Source organism: Bartonella sp. AD328YNZD, from assembly GCF_042196425.1.
Genome location: NZ_JBHIQG010000003.1, coordinates 3205 through 26838, shown reverse-complemented (window position 1 = coordinate 26838; position 23634 = coordinate 3205). Strand labels below are relative to the sequence as shown.

Genomic DNA, 23634 nt, shown 5'->3' with positions numbered 1-23634 from the left:
CCCTTTTTGTGCGTAAGACTTATGCAGTTGCGACGTGATAGCCAGATTGTTGATTGCATAGAGGTTGATGGTTTCAGGGTGAAGCTCGCTTGCTTGCTTCAAATCGTATAATAGTTCTTCGGCTTGTTGGCTGTGCATGCCATATAGTAGGTCTAAACCGACATGTCCAATTATCTCTTGTGACCAAGCTACGGTATTGTTGATTTGTTCACGTGTTGAGGTGAGGTTAAACAATGATCGGAAACGCTCAATGAAACTCTGTATACCGAAGCTGATCCGGTTAACGCCGATCTCACGGGCAGCATAAAGTTTATCACGTGTGACGCTTTTCGGTTCGCTTTCCAGTGTAAGCTCAGTTAAGGAAGAGAGCTCAAATTCGGCATGCAATACTTTTCCGATGTGGCGGATATTATCTGCAGACAAAAGCGACGGTGTGCCGCCCCCTATATAGATGCTGCGGATGGGCCCTTTAAGCGAGCGAATGAAATTTCCTTTGTTTCTGATCTCTGTGGTAAGCGCTGACATATAAGATTCGATTTGCTTAACGTGCTTGTAGGCCCCTTTCTGAAAGGGACAGAAGGAACAGATGGTTTCACAAAAGGGAATATGCAAATAAAGAGAAATGGTACGCGCTTGTGGAATCTGCTTACTTTGCGCTAGCTTATTAAAGTCTAGGTAATTGTAAAATTCATTTGAAATAGTGCGAAATAGCGGATATATGAAGTTGTAAATCGGCTTGGGTTGATTGAATTTCACAAAAGGATGATCCACGAGTTGCATAGCTTATCTCCCCCAATTTCTTAACTCGCACTATATTATTGACGGGCGACTAGTGATCCAATCGCTTGAGTGTATTACCAAAGATTTTCACGGAACATAATGAATCCTCCTTTTGTAGAAGTTATATATATTATACATATAACTTGTTATATGAACAGGATAGCTTGTTTAAGAGGCAATGGAAAGATAAAAAATGTCTATTTATAAAAGAACTTTCTCTTGCAGTCTTATGGTCTGATATTGTAATTGGTACCCTGTTTTACGTGGTCGGGCTATGAATGCCTAGAGCGAGAAAAAGCAGGGTATTTTAATGGACGTGCGGGACATCATTGTTATGTTGCTGGGTCTTGGAATTTGCGTCTGGTTATGAAATATCATTAGCGCAAAAAGATGGTTTTAAAGGTAGAGATTTTAATATCTCTGTAAAACTTCGAGAAGAGATAGAATTATCTATTAGAAAACATATAAATGTCCAGTGTGATAATATTATCGAATGACATGACATCATCGCTCTTGCTCGCCATTTTGACATATTACCTAAAATCTCATTGAGATTGTGTCATGTACTGGCAAACGGGGATAGATCGCGTTTTGGTATGACTGCGACGAAGTTACGTGCTGCATTGTCTTTGCTAGAATCCAATAGGATTAGGCTTAATAGGATGCATTTGCATGGGGGCGTGTGCTCGGTCTGCACAGTATCACGAGATCATAAGTCAAAGTATGTGAAAGCAACTGATACAAAAAAGATTTTACGATGGTGGAAGATCGACGATGAAGGACGTTAGTTCAAAGAAAATTGATATTATTGTGTTTTCATATCCTGATTTTTGGGCTTTTGAGATATAAATAACACACCTCTTAGTGGGCTGGAGATTATCAAATGTTGAATCACGCATGGCGCAATTAGCAAAAAATCCTATCTATTGGATTTGGTATGCTCTACTGGATTCTTAGCTCTAAATATTGTGTGCGAAGTGCAATGTCAAGCGGTGGGAATTGATATAAGTGCAGAGTCGTACCATCCGCTCAGAACAAGGTTGATAGCTCTGTTATGCAGGCGATGGTTAAGTTTTATGTCGGAAATGTTGAGCGTATGACTTATCCTGAAAATACATTTACGCATATTATGGCGGGGTGAGTGTTTGTAAGCACTAGCTGTAAAGGCTACTCACCATCCTAGGGTGTTTACTTCTATGTGGATAACAATAGAGTTACAAAACTTGCTTCATATTAAAAAAGTTTCTTTTCTTTTAATTAAGCATTGCTACAACCAAAAGGAAATTAAATATCTCGCCTTTATTATTCTCGCCAATGTTTGCTTGTATATGATTATTTGAATCGGAATTAGGTTATGTTCCCTATGGTATTTCGCACTGTTTTATATAAGGAGAAGGTTCGACCGATGTATCGCGTGCAGTACCAATTTTCACTATGGTGATAGGATAGCTTGATGGTGATAGGATAGCTTGTTGAGCGTAAAATTCTTTTACCTTGATGAATCTTATAGTATTCTTCAAAAATATCAGTTGATAAATTTTTTTTGTGTCGTTTATGCATGGGCTGATACAATAAAAATAGGACTTAATTGTTTTTAAAGTTGGTATGTTATGGCTGTAAAAAATGTTAAACAAACGAAAAGTAAGAATTTTAAACCTGTCTCTCGTTTTCTCAAAAGTTTACGTGGTGTGAATAATTGGGAACAGGTTTCACAATGGCTTTCTTTTCGTAAGGTAGAGGATATTGAATGTATTACGCCTGATCAAGCAGGAGTTCCACGGGGTAAGATGATGCTTTCTAAAAAATTTACATCGGAAACATCATTGGCATTGCCTTCAGCAGTTTTTATGGCAACAATTTCAGGGGATTATCCTGAAGATGGTCATGGTTTTGAATATCCTAAAGCAGATGGTGATTTACGCCTTGAGCCTGATCTTTCTACGTTAAGCATTGTGCCATGGGAAGATGCTCCTACGGCACAGGTGATTTGTGATCTTGTGTATCAAAATGGTCAGGTTGTGGATTATACACCACGCAATGTTTTACGAACGGTGGTTCATTTTTACACAAAAATGGGTTTAAAACCAGTTGTTTCACCAGAAATTGAGTTTTATTTGGTACAAAAAAATCCCGATCCTGATTACCCTTTAGTTTCACCGGTTGGTCGTTCTGGGCGTTCAATTGGTGGAGGGCAAGGCTATTCAATTGCTGGTGTGAATGAATTTGATGATTTGATTGATGATATTTATCATTTTTCAGAGGCACAAGGATTGGAAATTGATACACTCATTCATGAAGAAGGAGCAGGTCAGTTTGAAATCAATTTACGTCATGGTGATCCTATTGAATTAGCGGATCAAGTTTTTATGTTTAAACGAACAATTCGTGAAGCAGCACTGAAACATAATATGTATGCGACATTTATGGCAAAACCCATTCAGGGGCAGCCAGGTTCTGCGATGCATATTCACCAATCGGTCGTTGATAAGAAAACGGGTATGAACATTTTTACACAGGAGAATGGTGAAGAAAGTGTCTGTTTTCGGCATTTTATTGGTGGATTGCAAAAACATATGCCAGGGGTTCTTGTGATGCTTGCGCCTTACGTGAATTCTTATCGACGTCTTGTACCTGATAATTCGGCTCCTGTTAATTTGCGGTGGGGATATGATAATCGGACGACAGCTTTTCGTGTTCCTCGTTCTGCTCCTCAAGCGCGGCGTGTCGAGAATAGGCTTCCTTCATCAGATGCGAATCCTTATTTAGCTCTTGCAGCTTCTTTAGCGTGTGGTCTCATTGGTTTACAGCAAAAAATTGAGCCAGATGAGCCAACGACAAATAATGTGAATGCTGATAATATTGAGTTACCGCGTGGACTCATTGAGGCAGTTAATTTGTTTGAACAAGATACAGCAATACATGCTATTTTAGGGGATGTGTTTGTCAGTACTTATGCTGCAATCAAACGACAAGAGTTTGAAACTTTTATGGAAGTAATTAGTCCGTGGGAGCGTGAATATCTCCTGCTGAATGTTTAAATTTTATGACAACGATTGATGATAATCCAATTTCTCCAGGAATTTCTTGGTATGAAGATACTTTAAAAGAGCGCCCCTCTTATCCATGTTTTGATGAATACAGACAGTGTGATGTGGTCATTATCGGAGGTGGATTTACGGGACTTTCAGCTGCTTATCATTTAGCCAAAGCTGGAGTGGATGTTGTTTTGTTTGAAGCATCACGTTTTGGTGATGGCGCTTCAGGGCGCAATGGTGGTCAATTAGGAACGGGGCAACGGCAGTGGGTAGAAACATTAGAGAAAAAATATGGTTTTGAGCGCAGTAAGGTTCTGTTTGATTTAGCAGAAGAAGCTAAAAAAGATATTTTATCGTTATGCGCGATGCCTGATTGTCAGTGTGATTTGATAGTAGGACAACTTTCTGTGACCCATAAAAGGCGTGATCTTCTCTCTTATCAACGGCATATTGAGGTGATGCAACGTTACGGTTATCAGGCTCTTACTTTTATGGATAGGGCTGAAACATCTAGGCGACTTGGATCACTTTTTTATTGTGGTGGTATTTATGATGCGGATACCGGCCATATAAATCCCTTAAAATTGGTTGTTGGATTGGCAAAAAAAGCCCAAGATGCTGGTGCTAAGCTTTATGAGAAATCACAAGTAACGACCATAAGGCGCAAGCAAGCCCATTGGAAAGTGATAACAGAAAAAGGCAGTGTAACAGCAGAACATGTTTTACTTGCAACAAATGGGTATAAACTTGGTCTGGAGCGTTTTATTGAAAAAAATATTGTTTCTATTCGCTCTTATATTGGAGCAACGGATCCATTACCAAAGCATAGTTCAATTCTTATAGGGGGGGAATCGGTTGATGATTCCCGTTTTATGGTTCGCTATTTTCGCAAAAGCATTGATAATCGTCTCTTATTTGGTGGTGTAGAAAGTTATGATAATAAGCATCCTCTAAATTTAGATGAACGTATAAAACGGCAAATTGTTGAAATTTATCCTCAATTACATTCTATCAATTTAAGCCATCGGTGGGGAGCAACGGTAGCGATTACAGTTGAGCGCATGCCCTATGTTCGCCAACTTTTCTCAAGGATAACTTATTGTGGTGGTTATTCAGGGCATGGCGTTATGTTGGCTCCTTTCGTGGGAAAATTATACGCAGAATGGTTAACTGGAAAATATGAACGTTTTTCCTATTTCCAAGACTTAAAGATTTCATCTTTTCCGGGGGGACGCGTTTTGCGTTATCCGCTTATATTTTTAGCAATGCGTTGGTTTTCTTTAATGGATCGCCTTTAATGGAAACATTGCTTGAAATGAAGAAAATTAATGGCTTATTTAGTATCTGTCTGCTTTAATGATGAAAGCTTTTATAAGTGATATGGGATTTCATAATCGAATGGAAAATAAACAAGTTCATGGTGCGTAAAATTATTCCAGTTTCTTCCTTTGATTGTATTGTTTTTGGTGGCAATGGTGATCTGGCGTCGCGCAAACTTTTGCCGGCTTTGTATCATTGTCAGTGTGCTGGGCAATTCAATGAGCCAACACGTATTATTGGGGTTTCGCGCACTTCCCTAAGTCGTGAAGAATATCAAAATTTTGTCCGCATTTCTTTAGAAAAACATATCCATCCAAAAGATCTAAATTCAACAGAACTCAATCGTTTTCTTGCACGTTTAAGCTATGTTTCTGTTGATGTTTCCTCGAACCGAGGATGGGAGGATTTAGCCCTCCTTCTGTCACAAGATTCAGCGGATATTCGAGCTTTTTATTTGGCTGTTGGTTCGTCACTTTTTACTGATATTGCGATGAAGTTGGGAAAAAATAATTTGGTGACAGCACAAACACGGATTATCATTGAAAAACCAATTGGTTGCGATGTAAAAACAGCTATTTCACTTAATGATGTATTTGCAAGCGCCTTTAATGAAGAGCAGATCTTTCGCATTGATCATTATCTTGGGAAGGAAACTGTTCAAAATTTAATGGCATTGCGGTTTGTTAATACACTTTATGAACCGCTATGGAACTCCAATTATATTGATCATGTTCAAATAACCGTTGCTGAATCTTTAGGGTTAGAGGGGCGTACAGAATACTATGAAAGCACTGGTGCTCTACGCGATATGGTTCAAAACCATATGCTACAGTTACTTTGTTTGGTTGCGATGGAAATACCATTTACCAACAGTGCTAATGCTGTGCGCGATGAAAAACTTAAAGTTTTACATTCTTTGACACCGCTTGATGTCCATAATGTAGGGCAGCATACTGTACGTGGGCAGTATCTTTCTGGTCTATCAAATGGTATATCTGTAGAGTCTTATTTTGATGATCTGGGAAGAGCGAGTGAGAGCGAAACATTTGTTGCGCTTAAGGTTAAGATTGATAACTGGCGCTGGGCCAATACGCCTTTTTATTTACGAACAGGTAAGCGTATGTTCACGCGAATGTCTGAAATTGTTGTCGTTTTTAAACCTATTCCTCATAATATTTTTAATGTGGATTTAGATGAAATTTTTTCTAATCGGCTTGTAATTCGTCTCCAACCTGATGAAGGTGTAAAACAATGGTTGATGATTAAGGATCCAAGTTATGGCGGTATGCGGTTTCGTCACATTCCATTAGACATGAGTTTTGCTTCCGCATTTTCTGAACGTAATCCTGATGCTTATGAACGTTTATTAATGGATGTTATTCGTGGAGATCAAACACTGTTTATGCGTCGTGATGAAGTTGAGGCTGCTTGGCGTTGGATTGATCCAATCATTGAGGGATGGGAAACAATAAAACAGCCTGTTCACAGTTATAACGCTGGTTCGTGGGGGCCGTCTGCTTCGATGAGCCTCATAGAACGTGATGGACGTATATGGAACAATTTAGTTTAGAGCAATAAGTATGTATAGAATGAATATTGATCGTTTAGACTTTGAAACCCCTCAGACTTTAGCTTTGGCATTAGCAGATCGAGTAGCCGCAGAGCTTAGTATATCTGTTCTTGAGCGTAATAGAGCAGTTTTAGCGGTGTCTGGTGGTAAAACACCAGAATTGTTTTTTCATTATTTGTCAAAAGCGGATATTGATTGGCAAAAGATCATTATCACTTTGGTCGATGAACGTTTTGTTCCTACACACGATGAACGTTCAAATGAATATATGGTACGGTGTCATTTGTTACAAAATTTTGCAGAAAAAGCACGTTTTGTAGGGCTTTATCATAAAGCAATTACTGCTGAACTTGCTGCTTTTTCAGCGGCGAGTCGTGTTAATACTTTGCCTAAACCCTTTGATGTTGTTGTTTTAGGAATGGGGGAGGATGGACATACGGCTTCTTTTTTTCCTGATGCTGATCGTTTAAAGCAAGCGCTTGATTTACGAACACAAGCACTTGTTTTACCCCTTCATGCTAAGAGTGCTGTTGAACCAAGACTCTCACTAACTTTGCCAGTTATTATGCAATCTCGTTGCATTATTCTCCATTTCGAGGGTCTTCAGAAACGCGATTGTTTTGAGGAAGCTTGTCAAGATGGGGCTGAAACAGAAATGCCTATTCGGGCAATTTTGCGTAATTCCCCTCATCTCGTTCAGGTTTATTGGTCGCCTGCAGAAAATGAAATAAGTGAATCAAAATATGCGACACAAGGTGAATAAAACGTAATCTCTCTCAATGAATGAGGGGAAGAAACAATGAAAGGGGGAGAGAAATATGGCACTTTCCAAGACAATTGCCACAGTTACACGAAGGATTTATGAACGTTCTCGATCAACACGAGAAATTTACTTAGATCGTATTGCAAAAGCACAAGTTCATCGCCCCAAACGGAGTTTTTTAGGATGTGCCAATCAGGCTCATGGCTTTGCTGCTTGTGGTGCAATAGATAAAGAGCGTTTGAAGGGAAATATCGTTGGGAATATTGGCATTATCACGGCATATAATGATATACTTTCAGCACATCAACCTTTTGAAAAATTTCCTCACTTAATTAAAGAGTCGGCCCGTACGGTTGGTGGTGTTGCACAAGTTGCAGGGGGTGTTCCCGCGATGTGCGATGGTGTTACGCAGGGAAATGCGGGGATGGAGCTTTCCCTTTTTTCGCGTGAAGTAATTGCAATGGCAACAGCTATAAGCTTATCACACGATGTCTTTGATGCAGCATTGTATCTTGGGGTGTGTGATAAAATTGTGCCAGGTTTATTGATTGGTGCCCTAACATTTGGTCATTTACCAGGAATTTTTATAGCTGCTGGTCCTATGACAAGTGGTCAAGGTAATGATGAAAAAGCGAAGATACGTCAACTTTACGCCGAAAATAAAATAGATCGTCAAACACTTCTAGCATCAGAAGCACGTTCTTATCATGGACCAGGAACATGTACATTTTATGGAACAGCTAACTCTAATCAGGTGATACTGGAGATGATGGGGCTTCATATGCCGGGAGCTTCTTTTATTAATGCGAATACACCGTTGCGTGATGCTTTAACAAAAGAAGCCACGGAACGTGTACTTGAAATGACAGATCTTGGTGATCATTATAGTCCACTTGGTATGATCATTGATGAGCGTTCTTTTGTGAATGCCATTGTAGGGTTAAATGCAACAGGGGGATCTACCAATCATACGATTCATTTGATTGCTATAGCTGCGGCTTGCGGTATTCAGTTGACATGGCATGATATTGCAGAAATTTCATCCGTTGTGCCTCTTTTAGCGCGAATTTATCCGAATGGTTTGGCTGATATCAATCATTTTTATGCAGCAGGGGGGATAGGATTTATTATCCGCGAGCTTATCGAGGCAGGTTTAGTGCATGAAGATGTTTCTACGGTTTGTGGTCAAGATCTCAATGCTTATGCAATTGAAGTGAAGCTTTCTGCTGATGGACGTGTGGTGCGTGAAGCTGCTCTCAAGGAAAGTGGTGATCATAAGGTGTTAGCAGGATGGAGAAAACCATTCCAGCCTGAAGGGGGTATTCGCGTTTTATCGGGAGATTTGGGAACAGCTATTATAAAAGTTTCCTCTGTTAAACCAGAGTATTGGCAGATTAAAGCACCAGTCTTTGTTTTTAATGATCAAGAAGAACTACAAAAATCTTTTAAATCTGGAGCGTTGCATGATAAAGATTTTATCGCTGTTATTCGCTATCAAGGACCAAAAGCCAATGGTATGCCAGAGCTTCATAAGTTAACGACCATTTTAGGCGTTTTACAAGATCGCGGTCAAAAGGTAGCATTGATAACCGATGGTCGTATGTCAGGGGCATCAGGAAAAATTCCTGCTGCTCTCCATGTGACACCAGAAGCAGTGGATAATGGCCCCATTGCACGTTTGCAGGATGGTGACATTGTTTTCCTTGATGTTCATGGGGGTAAATTAACTCTTTTGGAAGATTTAGCAAAATTTAACGCGCGAACAACCACGCCTCCTGATCTTTCAAAAAATGAACATGGTGTTGGACGCGAACTTTTTCATGTGTTTCGTCAATCCGTTAATCGTGCAGATCAAGGGGCATCTGTTTTTATGACATGACGAATGTAAAAATGGTAAATCATGTGCAATGAAACCATGCAAAATGAATTGTTACAATTCTTAGAATTTTGGTATAGGAAGATTGTGTGATCGCGCAGCGGCTTTGAGTGTATTAACCATAAGCATGGCAATTGTCATTGGTCCAACGCCTCCTGGAACAGGGGTGATCGCAGCAGCTTTTTCTTTTACATTTTCAAAATCGACATCACCAACAAGACGTGTTTTTCCTATACCTTTTTCTGGTGCAGCAACGCGATTAATACCGACATCAATAACAATTGCACCATTTTTCACCCAGTCTTTTTTAATCATTTGTGGGCGGCCTACAGCAGCTACGAGAATATCAGCGCTTCGACACACATCATCAAGGTCACGGGTACGACTATGGGCAATTGTCACAGTGGCATTGGCTGCTGTTAAAAGGGCAGCCATAGGTTTTCCAACAATATTAGAGCGTCCAACAACGACAGCATCAAGTCCAGATAAATCTTGCCCACATTGTTGTTCAATCATCATCATGGCACCAGCTGGTGTGCAGGGAATAATAGCATCTTCAAGTGCATTTGCCGCGAGTTTTCCTACATTAATATAATGAAAACCATCAACATCTTTTTGAAAAGCAATGGCTTGTGTTACGCGGTTTGTATTCATATGAGCAGGGAGAGGCAGCTGTACCAAAATACCATGAATTTTTGGATCAGAGTTTAATGTTGCAATAAGTTGAAGTAGTTCTTTTTCTTGGGTTTCTTTGGAAACGACATGTTTGATTGAAAGAAACCCACATTCTTCGGCTTTTTTATTTTTTGAGGCGACATATACTTGACTTGCGGGATCATCTCCAACAATAATAACGGCGATACTAGGTTGTATATTATAGTGACGGCGGAGCTTTGTTGTTTCGGCCTTAACTTTTACGATAATCTCTTCAGCAAGTTTTTTCCCGTCGATAATATTATTCATTCAGAGATCCTTTCGGTAAGGCTGTTTGTTTTTTTGTAAAGCATTTTCTAATGATACGATAGAGTTTTATAGCAATAACGGTAAGAATGGTTTGATAAGGTTGTGGATTTATAGTTTTAGAAGACTTTTAAATAATTGCTTTATAAAGAAGCAGCAACATTGCTGTTTGAATAAACTTTGGATAAAGAATAAAAATAATGAAGATATAAGGCGAATTATAAGGATATAAAAAATCTTTTAACGATCATTTAATTTTGTATTTAATCTGTTATAGGGGGATAACTGCAGAGGGATGTTGTGCACATCAGAATAATAAAATTTTTGAGCGGAATTTTTATTACAATTATCTTTTTATTTGGAGTGGGGATTCTCGTTTTACCTTATCTTGTCTCTACAGATGCGATTCGTATTCATTTAGCACAGGATTTGAGTGCATGGACGGGTTATAATGTACAACTGCGTGATCCACCGCGGTTACATCTTTTCCCTTATCCTAAAGCATTTCTTTCCGGCGTTACTTTAACATCAAAAATGGATGATGTTACGCCATTATTGGAAGCTGAATCAATAGAAGTTGATCTTTCTTTAATAGATCTTCTTTGGGGGCATGTTTCTTTTTCCGAGACGCGGATTGTGCGTCCTCAATTTGTTATGGAAAAGCCCGTTGAAACAATGGCAGATTTTTTTGATAGATTTTCTCGCTCACAAGGTGCATTAGGATTGGCAATACGCAATGCGCGTGAAATATTAAAAAATAATCCTGAACATCCAGAGCTAGAGCATCTTTTGAAACAACCTTTTGGGAGGATTGTTATTGAAAATGGTGTTCTTGTGTATCACGATAGTTTTTCGGGAGTAGCAGAAAAAATAACAGGATTAAATGCGACTTTAGATTGGGCTGAATCGACTGAGGAAGTACGCTTGCGTGCAGATGCTCGTTGGCGCGGAGAATTTACAAAGTTATCAATTGATGCTTCTCAAGCATTGCTGCTTCTTGCAGGAGGGAAAAGCCAGATTAAGGCAAGTCTCAATTCTGTGCGTGGGGGAATAACGTTTACAGGACAGGCTCGGTTATCTGAATATTATATTTTTGATGGAAAGGTATCGATGCGTTCTCCGGGATGGAATCAGACATTGTCTTGGATTGGTGGGAATCAGTTTTGGGGACATAAATTAAAAATACCCATTGTATGGGAATCTCATTTTTTAGCGCAACCAATGCATATCCAAATGAATAATGTTACCTTTACGATGGGGCAAACTAGTGCGCGTGGGGCTTTAGAACTTGATTTCCAAGATTCTGTACCAAATATTATGGGCTCTTTAGCATTTGATAACTTAGATTCTAGCACTTTGGGCTCAATGTTTTTTTCAAGCAAAAAGAAAAATTCATTTTTTGATATGACAAATTTTGATTGTATTGGGGTGGATGTACGACTTTCTGCACCACAAACTAAAATAGGGAATATTTCACTCACAAATTTAGCTGCTGCAATACAAATAAAAAATGGGCATGGTATTTTTGATCTTGGGCATGCGAATATTTGGGGTGGATCCATTCAAAGTAATATTGAAGTTACGCCAGTTGGACAGAAAGTGCGTATTGGAGGAAATATTTCAGGTGCTTCTATTGATATGCAGGAAGCTCTAGAAGCTTTAGGATTTATTCCATTTATACAAAGCAAAACGAATTTTACTGCAACGATACAGACACTGGCTGATTCTTGGATGGAAGTTTTTACAAAAATGCAGAGTGAATTAACATTAAAGATGTCTTCTGGTCGGCTATTAGGGTATGATTTGAATGAATTACAAACAAGACTTTCAAACAAACAACAATTTCTTTTAACAAATGATGATTCTCTTTCCACAACTTTTGATCACTGGGATATCCAGACAAGCTTTTCAGAAGGTGTGATGAAAGTGACAGAGTCATTGATGCATACAGCAGACTTGAGTTTATCCATTCAGGGAGCTATTGCAACTGCTATTTCTCAAGGGAAGCAGAATGAATTGATACTACAGGCACAATTACGAAAAAATTATAGATCAGACACTTTATGTAAAGATGTTCAATGCCTTGCTAACAGCCTTGCATGGCCTTTTACATTTTCTCTGAGCTCTAAAGGACAAGATCATGGTAATTTTTTAATTACAAAAGCCACTGATACAGATTGAGTATTGTTTTTCGTCTATACAACATTTTATTTTATAATTATAACTCATCCGTTTACAATTTAAAGTTGTTTTTAAACTTAAATAAGAAATTCCACTATCGTAAGATTCTCTCATTTTAAATCTATTCGTGATAAAGTCATAAAAATCGTCCTCTACGTTATAAGCGTGGTTGGTATGTCGATAAATGAGTGAAGAGAGGAAGAACAACGCTTCTTATAAAATCTTTTAAATACAAGAGATTCATAATATTGATGCAAGTCTTAGAAGGTTGCTAGCAATATTTTGTTACACTAAATTTTTAAGGGATGTCGGTCAGTGCTTATTGAATCTCAGAAGAAATACCATAGCCATCTTTGGTAACTGTATGCTTCCCGTCGGCTCCAACAGAACCAATTCCCACTGTAATCAAAATAAAGGCTAAGAGGGTTGTAATCGTAATAATTGTAGCTTTTTTAGCAGACATATCTTTTTCCTCCACGGATGCATCAATGACCCAATTCAAAGATGAACGGTGTATTATCTAAACTTTTATGAAAGCAGAATCACTTAAAGACCGATAGGTTCCTATTATCATCTCATAAAGCTAAAAAAACTCTATAAATTTTTCATATATTATAGTTCTATAGATATATTTTTTTCTTTTTGTTATATATTTTTCTTCATTTTCTCGATGATGATAGTGAGCTTTGGCAAAATTTTTATGCGCATAAATTATAAACTTAAAAGATTATTTATTAGACAGACATTGGCTTTGAATGAAGAAATAAAGATAGAGGGGGCGCAAGCTTTTTATCTTGTGCATGTTTTGCGGATGAAAGAAGGAGCAGAAATTTTACTTTTTAATGGACAGGATGGTGAATGGCTTGCTAAACTTATCATTGTAAAAAAAAAATTTGTTGTGGTTCAGCTTATCCATCAAGAAAGATTACAAACGAGGCATTCTAATCTTATTTATTGCTTTGCTCCACTTAAAAACGCGCGGTTGGATTATATGGTGCAGAAAGCTGTTGAAATGGGGGTATCGATTTTGCAGCCTGTTATAACGCATCATACGCAGGTTACGCGTATCAATATGGCGCGTATGGAAGCCAATGTTATCGAAGCTTCTGAACAGTGTGGCATTTTATCTCTGCCTGAATGCGTATCTGCTCTATCATTAGCAGAACTTTTAGCACAGTGGGATGAGACACAGCCTTTATTCTTTTGTGATGAAGAGCATAAATCGCATAATCCATTACCTTCTTTTAAAAAGCGTGACGTTACAACACCTGGTGTTCTCATTGGACCAGAAGGTGGGTTTAGTGAAGAAGAGCGGAGCTTTTTAAAAAAACATCCTTTTGTGGTTCCAATATCATTAGGTCCGCGTATTTTACGCGCTGACACTGCCGCTGTCGCTGCTTTGGCTCTTCTTAATGCTACCGTGGGGGATTGGGCAATGGATTGAGAAGTCTGTAAAATCATTCTAAACAATTCATTTAAGACGATGATAGGATATGATAAGTTATGGCGCTTGATATAACCGATGAAAGTGAAATTTATAACTTAGATTCCTTGGTTAGCTATTTCCAAGGGGGGTATAAACCAGAAGATGATTGGCGTATTGGTACAGAACATGAAAAATTTCCGTTTTATAGAGATGGTTTTCTTCCTGTTCCTTATGAAGGTGAGAGAGGAATCCGAGCGCTTTTAAAGGGGATGCAAAGCGTTTTAGGATGGGAACCTATTTTAGATGAAGGGAATATTATTGGGCTCGTAGGATCAGGTGATCAGGGGGCTATTTCTTTGGAACCTGGGGGACAATTTGAATTATCGGGTGCACCATTAAAAACAATAGGTCATACTTATAACGAGTTGATGCAGCATTTAGCTCTTCTCAAGAAAATTTCAGAACCATTAGGGATTGGTTTTTTAGGTCTTGGTGCTAGTCCAAAGTGGACTTTGGCTGAAACGCCGAAAATGCCTAAGTCACGTTATCAGATTATGACTGATTATATGCCGAAAGTGGGGCATAATGGTCTTAATATGATGTATCGCACATCAACGGTTCAGGTTAATCTTGATTTTTCATCTGAAAGTGATATGCGGCAAAAAATGCAAGTATCTATGAAGTTACAGTCTATTGCGACCGCATTATTTGCAAGCTCACCTTTTACAGAAGGACGTCCGAATGGCTTTTTATCTTGGCGTTCTGAAATTTGGCGTAATACGGATAATCAGAGGACAGGGGTTCTCCCTTTTATATTTTCTGAGCGCTTTGGTTTTGCTGATTATGTTGAATGGGCCCTTGATGTTCCAATGTATTTTGTTGTTCGTGATGGTCGTTATTATGATTGTACACACATAACGTTTCGTCAGTTTATGAATGGAGCATTAAAAGGACAAGTTGCAAATTCAATTCCAAATATGGGAGATTGGATTAATCACCTATCAACGTTATTTCCTGAAGTCCGCTTAAAAAGATTTTTAGAAATGAGAGGAGCGGATTGTGGTTCTTGGAAGCGTATTTGTGCGTTGTCAGCTTTTTGGGTTGGGCTTCTTTATGATAGAGAAGCACTTAATGAGGCGGAGGCTTTGACAAAAGATTGGTGTTTTGAAGAAGTTTTAGAGTTGCGCCAACGCGTTCCAAAAGAGGGGTTAAAAACTCCTTTTCGTCAAACCATTCTGTTAGAATTAGCACGTCAAGCCCTTGCTATTGCACGCAAGGGCCTAAAAAATCGCAAACAGTATGATGCGAATGGTTTTGATGAAACAAATTTTCTTAATCCTTTAGAAGAGGTTGTTGCAATGGGGCAAACAGATGCTGAAAAATTGTTGTCCTATTACTATTCTATTTGGAATGAGTCTGTAGAACCTGTATTTTTAGAATGTGCTTATTAAATTTGAGGCAAAGACATTTTGTACTTTTTTAAAAATGCATATCACTGTGGTGGCTCATTCACTCACTTATCTTAGAAAGAATATTTCCCCTTGCTTTCAACATTGTCTCGTAAATGATACAATACAAAGATCTCTTAGTCCCTATTATTTTTATATCCAGATTAATACTGTCACGATATTTCCGTAACCTCAATCTTGTATCTTTATCTTAGAGATGGATCATAAGAGATATATTTAGCTTGTTATCAAATATTTTTATCCACTTGGCTCATCACGCTTATGAATAAGTCTGAAAACAATATTTTTCACTTTTTAATAAAGGAATAAAAATATTATTTGTGTTTAATAATCTTATCCAATATTAAATTATTATCATTCAATATACGATGTTTATATGAATATGAAGTATTTTTTATGTGGAACAAAATACAAAAATTTAGTTGTTGTACAGGCAAGCTGCAAATACTTATTTTGTTCGCTAAACATAGAGTGGGCTGCTTAACTTTTTGTTGCTTCCATTTTTTATTAGCCAGATCTTATAAGGATTCTTATCCCTTTTTTTATCATTATACGATATAATTACGCTGTCATTATGCAGACAATAGCTGTATTTTTAAAACGGGTAAGGAAATTACATGTTATTATTTTCTCTGGACGCATAATTTGTTCTTTTCGGTTAATGGGAGTTGGAGAATCTAGAAATTTTTTTCCATATTCAGCCATCAGATCATGAAAGTCTTCTGCAAGTTTTGCGAGAAAAACATCTTTTTTCAATGAATCAAATGAGTATTGTATTTGATTAGTGAGCAGATCTTCATCTTTGGATTATTTGCCAAACAACAGCAAAACGTCCACAAAAGGCAAGTATTGTGTGATAATGCTTTAAAATATCCAATTGTGGAGGTTCAATTTGTAGTTCTATTAAATATTTTTAAAATCATACCTTATCATATTCTACAGATGTAACAGGTTTTGTCTTACTTTGAAAGACTTTTATAACTTCTTTTGCTATTTCCTTTTTTTCACGATATTCTAAGTCTTTATGGTTTTGACTGATAAAGTTCATTGTACGGATTCAAATCGTTCACTTTAGTATATCCAAATGATATTAATACAGCAAACAAAAGTATCAATAGAGAAGATACAACAATAAATGTTATGGTACGCTTCATGAGTAATTTAACTCCTTATCTTCAATAAATAGACCGATATTAAATACGTCTATGATGACGATTGATATCATTTAGTTTTGTTATATCAACAGGATATATGGTATTTTTGTTGGTATTGTGTTTTAGGGTGTGTTGAGTAATGTTTTATATTATTAGTTGTATTGCATTTTATAGGTATTGTGGTTTTCGAAGTCTTCACATTTGAGATTTTTTTGTTATTGAGAGGGCATATTTTTATGTCTATAAAGAGAATTTCGAAAAACAAAAAAGCTTCCATTGAGAGCAGAGAAAGAATGTGTAAAAGGTGTTATCCATAAAATAATTATATTTGAAGTGCTGATCAAAATTGTTGAGAGTGCCGTCCATAAAATTGGCAAGAGTGGCTTGATCTTGTATTTTTCAGAAAAGTTATGAATGTTCGATTATTAATTAACCATTGTTTGGAAAGCTCTTTTCAATTCAAAGAGCAAAAGAGAGTGATAAGGGCATTTAGAGTGATAAGATATGTTGGAGTTATTCAGTATTAAGATGCTATGAGTGCTGTTTATATTTCTCTTTTTAAATTATTTAATGAGAGTATAAATTTAAATAATAGGAAAATAATTTTATTTATTTTCTTTAAACATTTATTAGTAGATAAAAAATTCTCTTTTAATCTATAAATTGAAAAATAATGGTTTTGTAAAAACCTTGTAAGTTTTATACTTTAACTTTCAAATATCATGCATTGATTTTGAGGTATGTATGTTATTTACATCAATCATAAACAATAGTGGATATAGACTGGGCATAGACAATGACATTTAATTTTTTTATCAATTTATTTCTATTTGTTATTTTTTTATTGTGGATTGCTCAGAGTAAGAGAATGCAATGGAGTCTTTCACTCCGTGTTATGCTAGGGCTTATCCTTGGCTTGATTTTTGGTAGTATTTTACAGTTTGTTTATGGAGAGGGTGAAGGCACTTTATTGAAATCCGTTGAATGGTTTAACATTGTTGGTGAAGGCTATATTTTATTGTTACAAATGATTGTTATGCCACTGGTTTTTGTCTCTATCGTTTCAGCGGTTGCTCATTTACATTCTGTTTATGCTGTTGGAAAGATGAGTATAATAACAATTTCAATATTGCTTTTTACAACGGCTCTTTCAGCATTGGTTGGCGTGCTTGTGGTTAATTTCTTTGGATTAACAGCAAATGGTTTGGTGCATGAAGGGCAAAATGTTTCTGCTATTCTTGAAGGTCATATTTCTCAACTTGGAGATATGAATATACCAAAGATGATTTTGTCTATGATTCCTAAAAATCCATTTGCTGAATTGAGTGGAGCTAAACGTACGTCAATTATCAGTGTTGTGATTTTTGCGTCATTTTTAGGTGCAGCGGTTCTTCTTTTAAAGAAAGATGAGCCAGAAAAAGGAGAAAACGCGCTTTTATTTATTCAAGTGGCACAAGCTTGGATTATGCGGTTGGTCCGTATAGTGATTGCTTTGACGCCTTATGGTATTTTTGCTCTTATGACGAAAGTAGGAGCGATATCACGTATTTCAGATATTTTAAATTTACTGGTTTTTATTATTGCCTCTTATGTCGGTATTATCTTAATTTTTGGTATTCATGGTGTACTGCTTGGCATTTCTGGGATTAATCCCTTTCGTTTTTTCAAAAAGGTTTTACCGGTTTTAACATTTGCTTTTAGCAGTCGTTCAAGTGCTGCAAGTATTCCTTTGAATATTGAAGCGCAAACGCAGTGGATAGGAGTTCCGCAATCCATTGCGAGTTTTGCAGCTTCTTTTGGGGCAACAATTGGACAAAATGGTTGTGCCGGTCTTTATCCAGCGATGCTTGCGACCATGATTGCACCCTCTATGGGTATTAATCCTCTTGATCCTACTTGGATTGCTACGCTTGTTGGGATTGTAACGTTGAGTTCTATTGGTGTTGCTGGTGTGGGGGGAGGGGCTATCTTTGCTGCATTGATTGTTTTACCAATTATGGGATTTCCTGTTACTTTGGTTGCTGTACTCATCTCTATTGAACCGCTAATTGATATGGGACGTACTGCTCTAAACGTAAGCGATTCAATGGTAGCTGGAACAATTACCAGTCAAATGTTACGAACAACGGATAAAAGTATTTTAAAAAAATGATTTTAGGTTATGTTTTTTTAGATTGTAAAACATCTGTAAGAGATATTTGCGCTGAACCAGGTTGTAGGGGTTTTTGTTGATTGGGATGAGGGGCCCAACCAGAGAGCCAGATGAAAGAAAAATGTGCACGAATACGTCCATCAGGATCACTAAATCGTTGTGCATAGATTTCAGCTGCGCGGAGAAAAAAACGTTTGGATACAGGGCGTCGTGAACGATTTATGTGTGCATTTTGCATTCCCATAGCTTTAAGATCGTGCATAAGATCAAACATTGTATTATAACGTATTGTGATATCTTCAACGTCTGCTACAGGAAGGGCAAAGCCAACACGCTGTAAAAGAGCGCCTGCATCACGAATGTCGGCAAAAGGGTAGACCCTAGGGCTTGCTCCATCATAAATTTCACTTTCAGCTTGCAGCAGGCTTTCGCGCAATTCTCTTAATGTACCAGCTCCTGCCATAACAGCAAGAAATAAGCCATCTGGTTTAAGAGTATTTTTTATCTGGCTTAGAACACCAGGGGTATCATTGGTCAATTGTAATGAAAGAAGTGAAACAATAAGGTCACAGTAACTTTGAGGTAAATCAAGAAATTCTCGATGACGTAAATGAAATTTTTTATCATGGCTTTGATAAAGCGTATCGGTTTCAATACGTTCTATGGAACAAACTTTTCCAGACTTCATTAAAGCTTGCGCAGCAAGGTCTGTATGGCTGTGTAAATCGAGAGCTAATGTAAAGAGGCGATCAACAGTACTAAGACGTTTATAGAGATCTTCTGCTATGTGAGAGAGTAAAAAGTCATATCCTTTTTTTGCTTTTTGGAAAGCGCGTTTGCGGAATTGTTCAATGCGGTTATGATCAAAAATTAAAGGATGCGACATATTGTAGAACACTTTCTCTCTATGAAAGAATATATTTTGAAAAGGTTCATTATTTGTGCAAGCTCTGTCAAGTTTATAATATGAAAGAAAATAAATTTATAGAAGGTAAGAGTTTTTAAAGGAATTAAAATTATAAATTGAGGAAATACAAAGGAACTTTTGTTCTACGGGGAACTTGTAAAAGCCTAGATTTATAATGTTGTACTTTCGAGAAGCGGCGTTAAATAGCAACGATATACTAAGTAAATGCATTGAACGCTTGAAAACAATGCTTTATCCTCCAATTTGTCCTGGATGTAAGCAAAATGTTTCTACTTATGGTACGATTTGCTCCGAATGTTGGAAAGAACTTCAATTTATCACAAAACCTTATTGTCCTGTTATGGGGACTCCTTTTGTTTGTGATATGGGGGAGGGGTTTCTCAGTGGTGAAGCACTTCGTAATTCTTATCCTTTTTCACGTGTTCGCTCGGTCATTGTTCATAAGGGGCTTGCACGAACTTTAGTAACGCGTTTAAAATATGGTGATCATATAGAATTGGCATCATTTATGGCCAAGTGGATGATGTTTGCTGGACGCGAGGTTATTGATGATTGTGATGTTATTATCCCCATTCCATTGCATTTTCGTCGTTTTTGGGAGAGGCGTTATAATCAATCTGCTGAGCTTGCACGTTATATTGCAGAATCACAAAAAAAGCTTTTAAAACCGGGGTGGCTTGTTCGTTGTCGGCATACCCGTCCGCAGGTTAGTCTTTCTTCAAGAGAGAGAAAACTTAACGTAAAAAATGCTTTTAAGGTTTCGCATAAGGTTAAAAAATACCTTAAAGGATGTTCTGTTTTACTGATTGATGATGTTTTTACAACGGGTGCAACAGTTACGGCAGCAGCCTCTGCATTAAAAGATGCAGGTGCACGACAGGTTGATGTGCTAACATTTTCGCGTGTCCTCAAAGAAGATTCTATTTATCCCTCTTTTTAAGAGAAACTTGAAGTGAATATTATAAAAAATATTGGAGGAAACTATTATGAAAGAGATAATAATTTATACACGTCCCGGTTGTCCTTATTGCATAAAAGCTCGTGATTTACTTGATAAAAAAGGCGTAAAATATACAGATATTGATGCTTCTACATCCCGTCGCCAAGAAATGGTACAGCGCGCAAATGGACGTAATACATTTCCGCAAATTTTTATAGGTGATTATCACGTGGGCGGTTGTGATGATCTTTATGCTTTAGAGGCTGAGGGAAAGCTCAATTCTTTATTACAAGGCATACAATAGTTGTAAATGAGATATTCTTAAGACCGTTTTGCGAGAAGGAGGTAGTTAACGTCCATGTCTTTTGAGCGATTCCAGCTGTCGTTTAATGGGTTATAAGTAATACCTATCTCATCAATGACAGCTAGAGCATTTTGTGATAAGAAATTTTTAAGTTCTAGAGGTTTTAGGAATTTTTTATAATCATGTGTTCCTTTAGGAAGCCAACGTAGGATATATTCAGCGCCTACAATAGCAAGCCCCCATGCTTTCCATGTGCGGTTGAGTGTCGAGACAAACATCAACCCTTGTGGTTTCAGCATTTTTGCTGTAGCTTCTATGAAGAGATTAACGTCAGCGACATGTTCAACAACTTCCATATTAAGGATGATATCAAATTTCTCTCCTTCGTTGGCGAGTGCTTCTGCCGTAGTGGTACGGTAATCAATTAAAAGATCATTTTGGGTTGCATGAATTTTTGCGACTTCAATATTCGTTTGTGAAGCATCAACGCCTACGACCATAGCGCCAAGACGTGCCATTGGTTCACATAACAAGCCTCCTCCACAGCCAATATCAAGAATTTTCAAATTCTCAAAGGGTGTAAGTGAAACAGGGTCACGATTAAACTCTAAACAGATTTTTTCTCTGATGTAAGCAAGGCGTGTTGGGTTAAATTGGTGAAGAGGTCGAAATTTTCCTTGTGGATTCCACCATTCTGTAGCAATACGTGAAAAGTGATCAATTTCACTTTGATCAATAGTTGTCCGCGTTTTATCTATCATTTTGCTTTCCTTTTATTTTTTAATGATCACGTCAAGTAGATTTTATAAAAAGTCAAGAGAAATTAATATAATCATAATGAAACTTGCACAAATGATAGATATTCGCTATGTCGAGTAAATGATTAGTTGATAGAGCATCTTATTCTCGTTACCGTTTGAGATAAGAGATGTAAAGATAGAGTATTATTAATGGCGCGCATTGTCATGAAATTTGGTGGAACATCTGTAGCAAACATTGAATGTATTCATAATGTTGCAAGGCATGTCAAAAGAGAGGTTGATGCAGGTAATGAGGTTGCCGTTGTCGTATCTGCGATGGCTGGTAAAACCAATGAACTTGTTCAGTGGACGTGTGATGCTTCGCCTATACATAGAGATGTTCGTGAATATGATGTTGTGGTTGCTGCTGGTGAACAGGTTACTTCTGGTTTGTTGGCTTTAACACTTCAAACAATGGGCGTGAATGCACGTTCATGGCTTGGTTGGCAAATTCCTATTCATACAGACAATGCGCATGGCCGTGCACGTATTACTGATATTGACGGATCTTTTTTAATAGAGCCTTTTCAGGAAGGTCAGGTTGCTGTTATTGCTGGTTTTCAGGGGGTAACTCCGGATAATCGAATTTCTACCTTAGGACGTGGGGGATCAGATACAAGTGCTGTTGCTATAGCAGCGGCTGTACAAGCTGATCGCTGTGATATTTATACGGATGTGGATGGTGTTTATACAACGGATCCACGTATAGAACCGAAAGCGCGTCGTTTACCAAAGGTAGCTTTTGAAGAGATGCTGGAAATGGCTTCTCTTGGTGCAAAAGTTTTACAGGTTCGTTCTGTTGAATTGGCAATGGTTCATAAGGTTCGTACCTTTGTGCGTTCAAGTTTTGAGGATCCTGATGCTTTAGGCATGGAGGATCCAATGAGTTCTTCTGGAACACTTATTTGCGATGAGGATGAAATTGTGGAACAACAAAATGTTACTGGTATTGCTTTTGCTAAGGATGAAGCACAAATTTCCCTTCGTCGGCTTGCCGATCGTCCAGGGATTTCGGCAGCAATTTTTGGCCCCTTGGCTGAAGAGCGCATTAATGTTGATATGATTGTGCAAAATATTTCTGAAGATGGCTCAAAAACTGATATGACTTTTACTGTACCATCAGCAGATGTAGAAAAAGCCGTTGCTCTTCTTGAGAAAAATCGTAAAGAAATTGGATTTGATGTTCTGCAATTTGAAAGCGATCTTGCCAAGGTATCTGTGATTGGTATTGGAATGCGCAGCCATGCAGGTGTTGCTGCTACAGCTTTTAAGGCTTTGGCTGAAAAGGGTATTAATATTCAAGCAATCACCACCTCAGAAATTAAAATTTCTATTTTGATTGATAGTGCTTACACTGAACTTGCGGTTAGAACATTACATGCTGTTTATGCTCTTGATAAGGGGTGAGCATTTTTTAGCTCCAATAAAGTTTCAATAACGTAAAGCTTTAATATATATTAATAATTTTTATTAAGGATAACTTATATTTTGAACTTAAATGAGAACTATTCAATACAGCAAAATGCTCTCATTTTAAACTTATTCGTGATCTTGAAAACGGGAAGACAGTTTAACACTGGGAGACTATGAAGTTGTAAAGGTAAAAATCAATACTCATCTTTACGCTTATAAAGGAGAAAGTGAGCCGCACTAAGGCTATTTTCAGTTTCCAATATTGTGCAACTTTTGCTTTGAAATAAGGAAACCTTCCGGTATTTTGCTTTCTTACCCGAGTGATAAGACGACAAATGATCCTTAAAAATATATTTGCTCAAAAAATAATATGTTTTTTAAAGAAGGCTAGGATTAAAGCTGTTGATAATACTGACAATAAAGTCAGTAACGAAAAGATGGATTTGTTGGAAAAATGAGCTACGGGATTACTTAACTAATTATTGGGTCTGCTTGCTATGTTGACGTTATAAGTGATAGGTGAGGTTGGAAGAACTGTTGTGGCTATAAAGGGCAGTAAAAAA

The 23634-nt window shown here is 37.5% G+C and carries 18 protein-coding genes; 12 read left to right on the top strand and 6 right to left on the bottom strand.

Features of this window, described 5'->3' with window-relative positions:
- On the bottom strand, nt 1-780 hold a 780-nt coding region (locus ACFIO3_RS00440; protein ID WP_375704005.1), incomplete at its 3' end, for a radical SAM protein.
- A 1610-nt stretch (nt 781-2390) separates the two neighbouring features.
- Here ACFIO3_RS00440 and ACFIO3_RS00435 point away from each other — a divergent pair.
- The 5 genes from ACFIO3_RS00435 (at nt 2391) to edd (ending at nt 9347) form a co-directional block, all read left to right on the top strand.
- Nucleotides 2391-3818, top strand: coding sequence for a glutamine synthetase family protein (locus ACFIO3_RS00435; protein ID WP_375606455.1), 1428 nt, complete (start codon nt 2391-2393; stop codon nt 3816-3818).
- A 5-nt stretch (nt 3819-3823) separates the two neighbouring features.
- Nucleotides 3824-5113, top strand: a complete 1290-nt coding sequence (locus tag ACFIO3_RS00430; RefSeq protein WP_375606454.1) for an NAD(P)/FAD-dependent oxidoreductase — start codon at nt 3824-3826, stop codon at nt 5111-5113.
- Between the two features lie 119 nt (nt 5114-5232).
- Complete coding sequence (gene zwf, locus ACFIO3_RS00425) at nt 5233-6705, top strand: glucose-6-phosphate dehydrogenase (protein WP_375606453.1); 1473 nt, start codon at nt 5233-5235, stop codon at nt 6703-6705.
- Between the two features lie 10 nt (nt 6706-6715).
- Nucleotides 6716-7468 (top strand): 6-phosphogluconolactonase, encoded by a 753-nt coding sequence (gene pgl, locus ACFIO3_RS00420; RefSeq protein WP_375704004.1) that lies wholly within the window; start codon nt 6716-6718, stop codon nt 7466-7468.
- A gap of 55 nt (nt 7469-7523) precedes the next feature.
- Entirely contained in the window at nt 7524-9347 is a 1824-nt protein-coding gene (gene edd / locus ACFIO3_RS00415; protein ID WP_375608566.1) for a phosphogluconate dehydratase, read from the top strand.
- A gap of 60 nt (nt 9348-9407) precedes the next feature.
- On the opposite strand, the gene folD is transcribed toward edd, so the two are convergent.
- Nucleotides 9408-10307 (bottom strand): bifunctional methylenetetrahydrofolate dehydrogenase/methenyltetrahydrofolate cyclohydrolase FolD, encoded by a 900-nt coding sequence (folD, locus tag ACFIO3_RS00410; RefSeq protein WP_375606450.1) that lies wholly within the window; start codon nt 10305-10307, stop codon nt 9408-9410.
- Between the two features lie 297 nt (nt 10308-10604).
- On the opposite strand from folD, the gene ACFIO3_RS00405 reads away from it, so the two are divergent.
- A complete protein-coding gene (locus tag ACFIO3_RS00405) occupies nt 10605-12485 on the top strand; it encodes an AsmA family protein (protein WP_375608567.1) in 1881 nt (626 codons plus the stop codon).
- Nucleotides 12486-12804: 319 nt separating this feature from the next.
- Here the strand turns inward: ACFIO3_RS00405 and ACFIO3_RS00400 are convergent, their stop codons facing one another.
- A complete protein-coding gene (locus tag ACFIO3_RS00400; protein WP_375606448.1) occupies nt 12805-12948 on the bottom strand; it encodes a hypothetical protein in 144 nt (47 codons plus the stop codon).
- 237 nt (nt 12949-13185) lie between these two features.
- Between ACFIO3_RS00400 and ACFIO3_RS00395 the strand changes: the two genes are divergently transcribed.
- Nucleotides 13186-13929: a 16S rRNA (uracil(1498)-N(3))-methyltransferase gene (locus tag ACFIO3_RS00395; protein ID WP_375606447.1), complete on the top strand. Its 744-nt coding sequence runs from the start codon at nt 13186-13188 to the stop codon at nt 13927-13929.
- Nucleotides 13930-13988: 59 nt separating this feature from the next.
- Nucleotides 13989-15362: a glutamate--cysteine ligase gene (locus ACFIO3_RS00390; protein WP_375606446.1), complete on the top strand. Its 1374-nt coding sequence runs from the start codon at nt 13989-13991 to the stop codon at nt 15360-15362.
- Nucleotides 15363-15941: 579 nt separating this feature from the next.
- Here the strand turns inward: ACFIO3_RS00390 and ACFIO3_RS00385 are convergent.
- On the bottom strand, nt 15942-16136 hold the full coding sequence (locus ACFIO3_RS00385; RefSeq protein ID WP_375615295.1) for a hypothetical protein: 195 nt from the start codon (nt 16134-16136) through the stop codon (nt 15942-15944).
- Between the two features lie 1194 nt (nt 16137-17330).
- Here ACFIO3_RS00385 and ACFIO3_RS00380 point away from each other — a divergent pair.
- A complete protein-coding gene (locus tag ACFIO3_RS00380; protein ID WP_375606445.1) occupies nt 17331-18686 on the top strand; it encodes an L-cystine transporter in 1356 nt (451 codons plus the stop codon).
- 7 nt (nt 18687-18693) lie between these two features.
- Here ACFIO3_RS00380 and ACFIO3_RS00375 read toward each other — a convergent pair whose 3' ends face one another.
- Nucleotides 18694-19572, bottom strand: coding sequence for a methyltransferase (locus ACFIO3_RS00375; RefSeq protein WP_375606444.1), 879 nt, complete (start codon nt 19570-19572; stop codon nt 18694-18696).
- 196 nt (nt 19573-19768) lie between these two features.
- Here ACFIO3_RS00375 and ACFIO3_RS00370 point away from each other — a divergent pair, with 196 nt between their 5' ends.
- Both ACFIO3_RS00370 and grxC read left to right on the top strand, forming a co-directional pair.
- Complete coding sequence (locus tag ACFIO3_RS00370) at nt 19769-20554, top strand: ComF family protein (RefSeq protein WP_375704003.1); 786 nt, start codon at nt 19769-19771, stop codon at nt 20552-20554.
- A gap of 46 nt (nt 20555-20600) precedes the next feature.
- A complete protein-coding gene (gene grxC / locus ACFIO3_RS00365) occupies nt 20601-20858 on the top strand; it encodes a glutaredoxin 3 (RefSeq protein ID WP_375606442.1) in 258 nt (85 codons plus the stop codon).
- A gap of 17 nt (nt 20859-20875) precedes the next feature.
- On the opposite strand, the gene ubiG is transcribed toward grxC, so the two are convergent.
- Nucleotides 20876-21619 carry a bifunctional 2-polyprenyl-6-hydroxyphenol methylase/3-demethylubiquinol 3-O-methyltransferase UbiG gene (gene ubiG / locus ACFIO3_RS00360; protein ID WP_375609070.1) on the bottom strand — a complete coding sequence of 248 codons (744 nt, stop codon included), beginning with the start codon at nt 21617-21619 and terminating at the stop codon, nt 20876-20878.
- Nucleotides 21620-21808: 189 nt separating this feature from the next.
- Here ubiG and ACFIO3_RS00355 point away from each other — a divergent pair, with 189 nt between their 5' ends.
- Nucleotides 21809-23065 (top strand): aspartate kinase, encoded by a 1257-nt coding sequence (locus tag ACFIO3_RS00355; RefSeq protein WP_375704002.1) that lies wholly within the window; start codon nt 21809-21811, stop codon nt 23063-23065.
- Nucleotides 23066-23634 lie beyond the last annotated feature (569 nt).

What these genes read in the sequence shown, in the direction of transcription:
- ACFIO3_RS00435 (WP_375606455.1), top strand. Translation starts at nt 2,391, where the DNA reads ATGGCTGTAAAAAATGTTAAACAAACGAAAAGTAAGAATTTTAAACCT.
- ACFIO3_RS00430 (WP_375606454.1), top strand. Translation starts at nt 3,824, where the DNA reads ATGACAACGATTGATGATAATCCAATTTCTCCAGGAATTTCTTGGTAT.
- zwf (WP_375606453.1), top strand. Translation starts at nt 5,233, where the DNA reads ATGGTGCGTAAAATTATTCCAGTTTCTTCCTTTGATTGTATTGTTTTT.
- pgl (WP_375704004.1), top strand. Translation starts at nt 6,716, where the DNA reads ATGTATAGAATGAATATTGATCGTTTAGACTTTGAAACCCCTCAGACT.
- edd (WP_375608566.1), top strand. Translation starts at nt 7,524, where the DNA reads ATGGCACTTTCCAAGACAATTGCCACAGTTACACGAAGGATTTATGAA.
- folD (WP_375606450.1), bottom strand. Translation starts at nt 10,307, where the DNA reads ATGAATAATATTATCGACGGGAAAAAACTTGCTGAAGAGATTATCGTA.
- ACFIO3_RS00400 (WP_375606448.1), bottom strand. Translation starts at nt 12,948, where the DNA reads ATGTCTGCTAAAAAAGCTACAATTATTACGATTACAACCCTCTTAGCC.
- ACFIO3_RS00395 (WP_375606447.1), top strand. Translation starts at nt 13,186, where the DNA reads ATGCGCATAAATTATAAACTTAAAAGATTATTTATTAGACAGACATTG.
- ACFIO3_RS00390 (WP_375606446.1), top strand. Translation starts at nt 13,989, where the DNA reads ATGGCGCTTGATATAACCGATGAAAGTGAAATTTATAACTTAGATTCC.
- ACFIO3_RS00380 (WP_375606445.1), top strand. Translation starts at nt 17,331, where the DNA reads ATGACATTTAATTTTTTTATCAATTTATTTCTATTTGTTATTTTTTTA.
- ACFIO3_RS00375 (WP_375606444.1), bottom strand. Translation starts at nt 19,572, where the DNA reads ATGTCGCATCCTTTAATTTTTGATCATAACCGCATTGAACAATTCCGC.
- ACFIO3_RS00370 (WP_375704003.1), top strand. Translation starts at nt 19,769, where the DNA reads ATGTTGTACTTTCGAGAAGCGGCGTTAAATAGCAACGATATACTAAGT.
- grxC (WP_375606442.1), top strand. Translation starts at nt 20,601, where the DNA reads ATGAAAGAGATAATAATTTATACACGTCCCGGTTGTCCTTATTGCATA.
- ubiG (WP_375609070.1), bottom strand. Translation starts at nt 21,619, where the DNA reads ATGATAGATAAAACGCGGACAACTATTGATCAAAGTGAAATTGATCAC.
- ACFIO3_RS00355 (WP_375704002.1), top strand. Translation starts at nt 21,809, where the DNA reads ATGGCGCGCATTGTCATGAAATTTGGTGGAACATCTGTAGCAAACATT.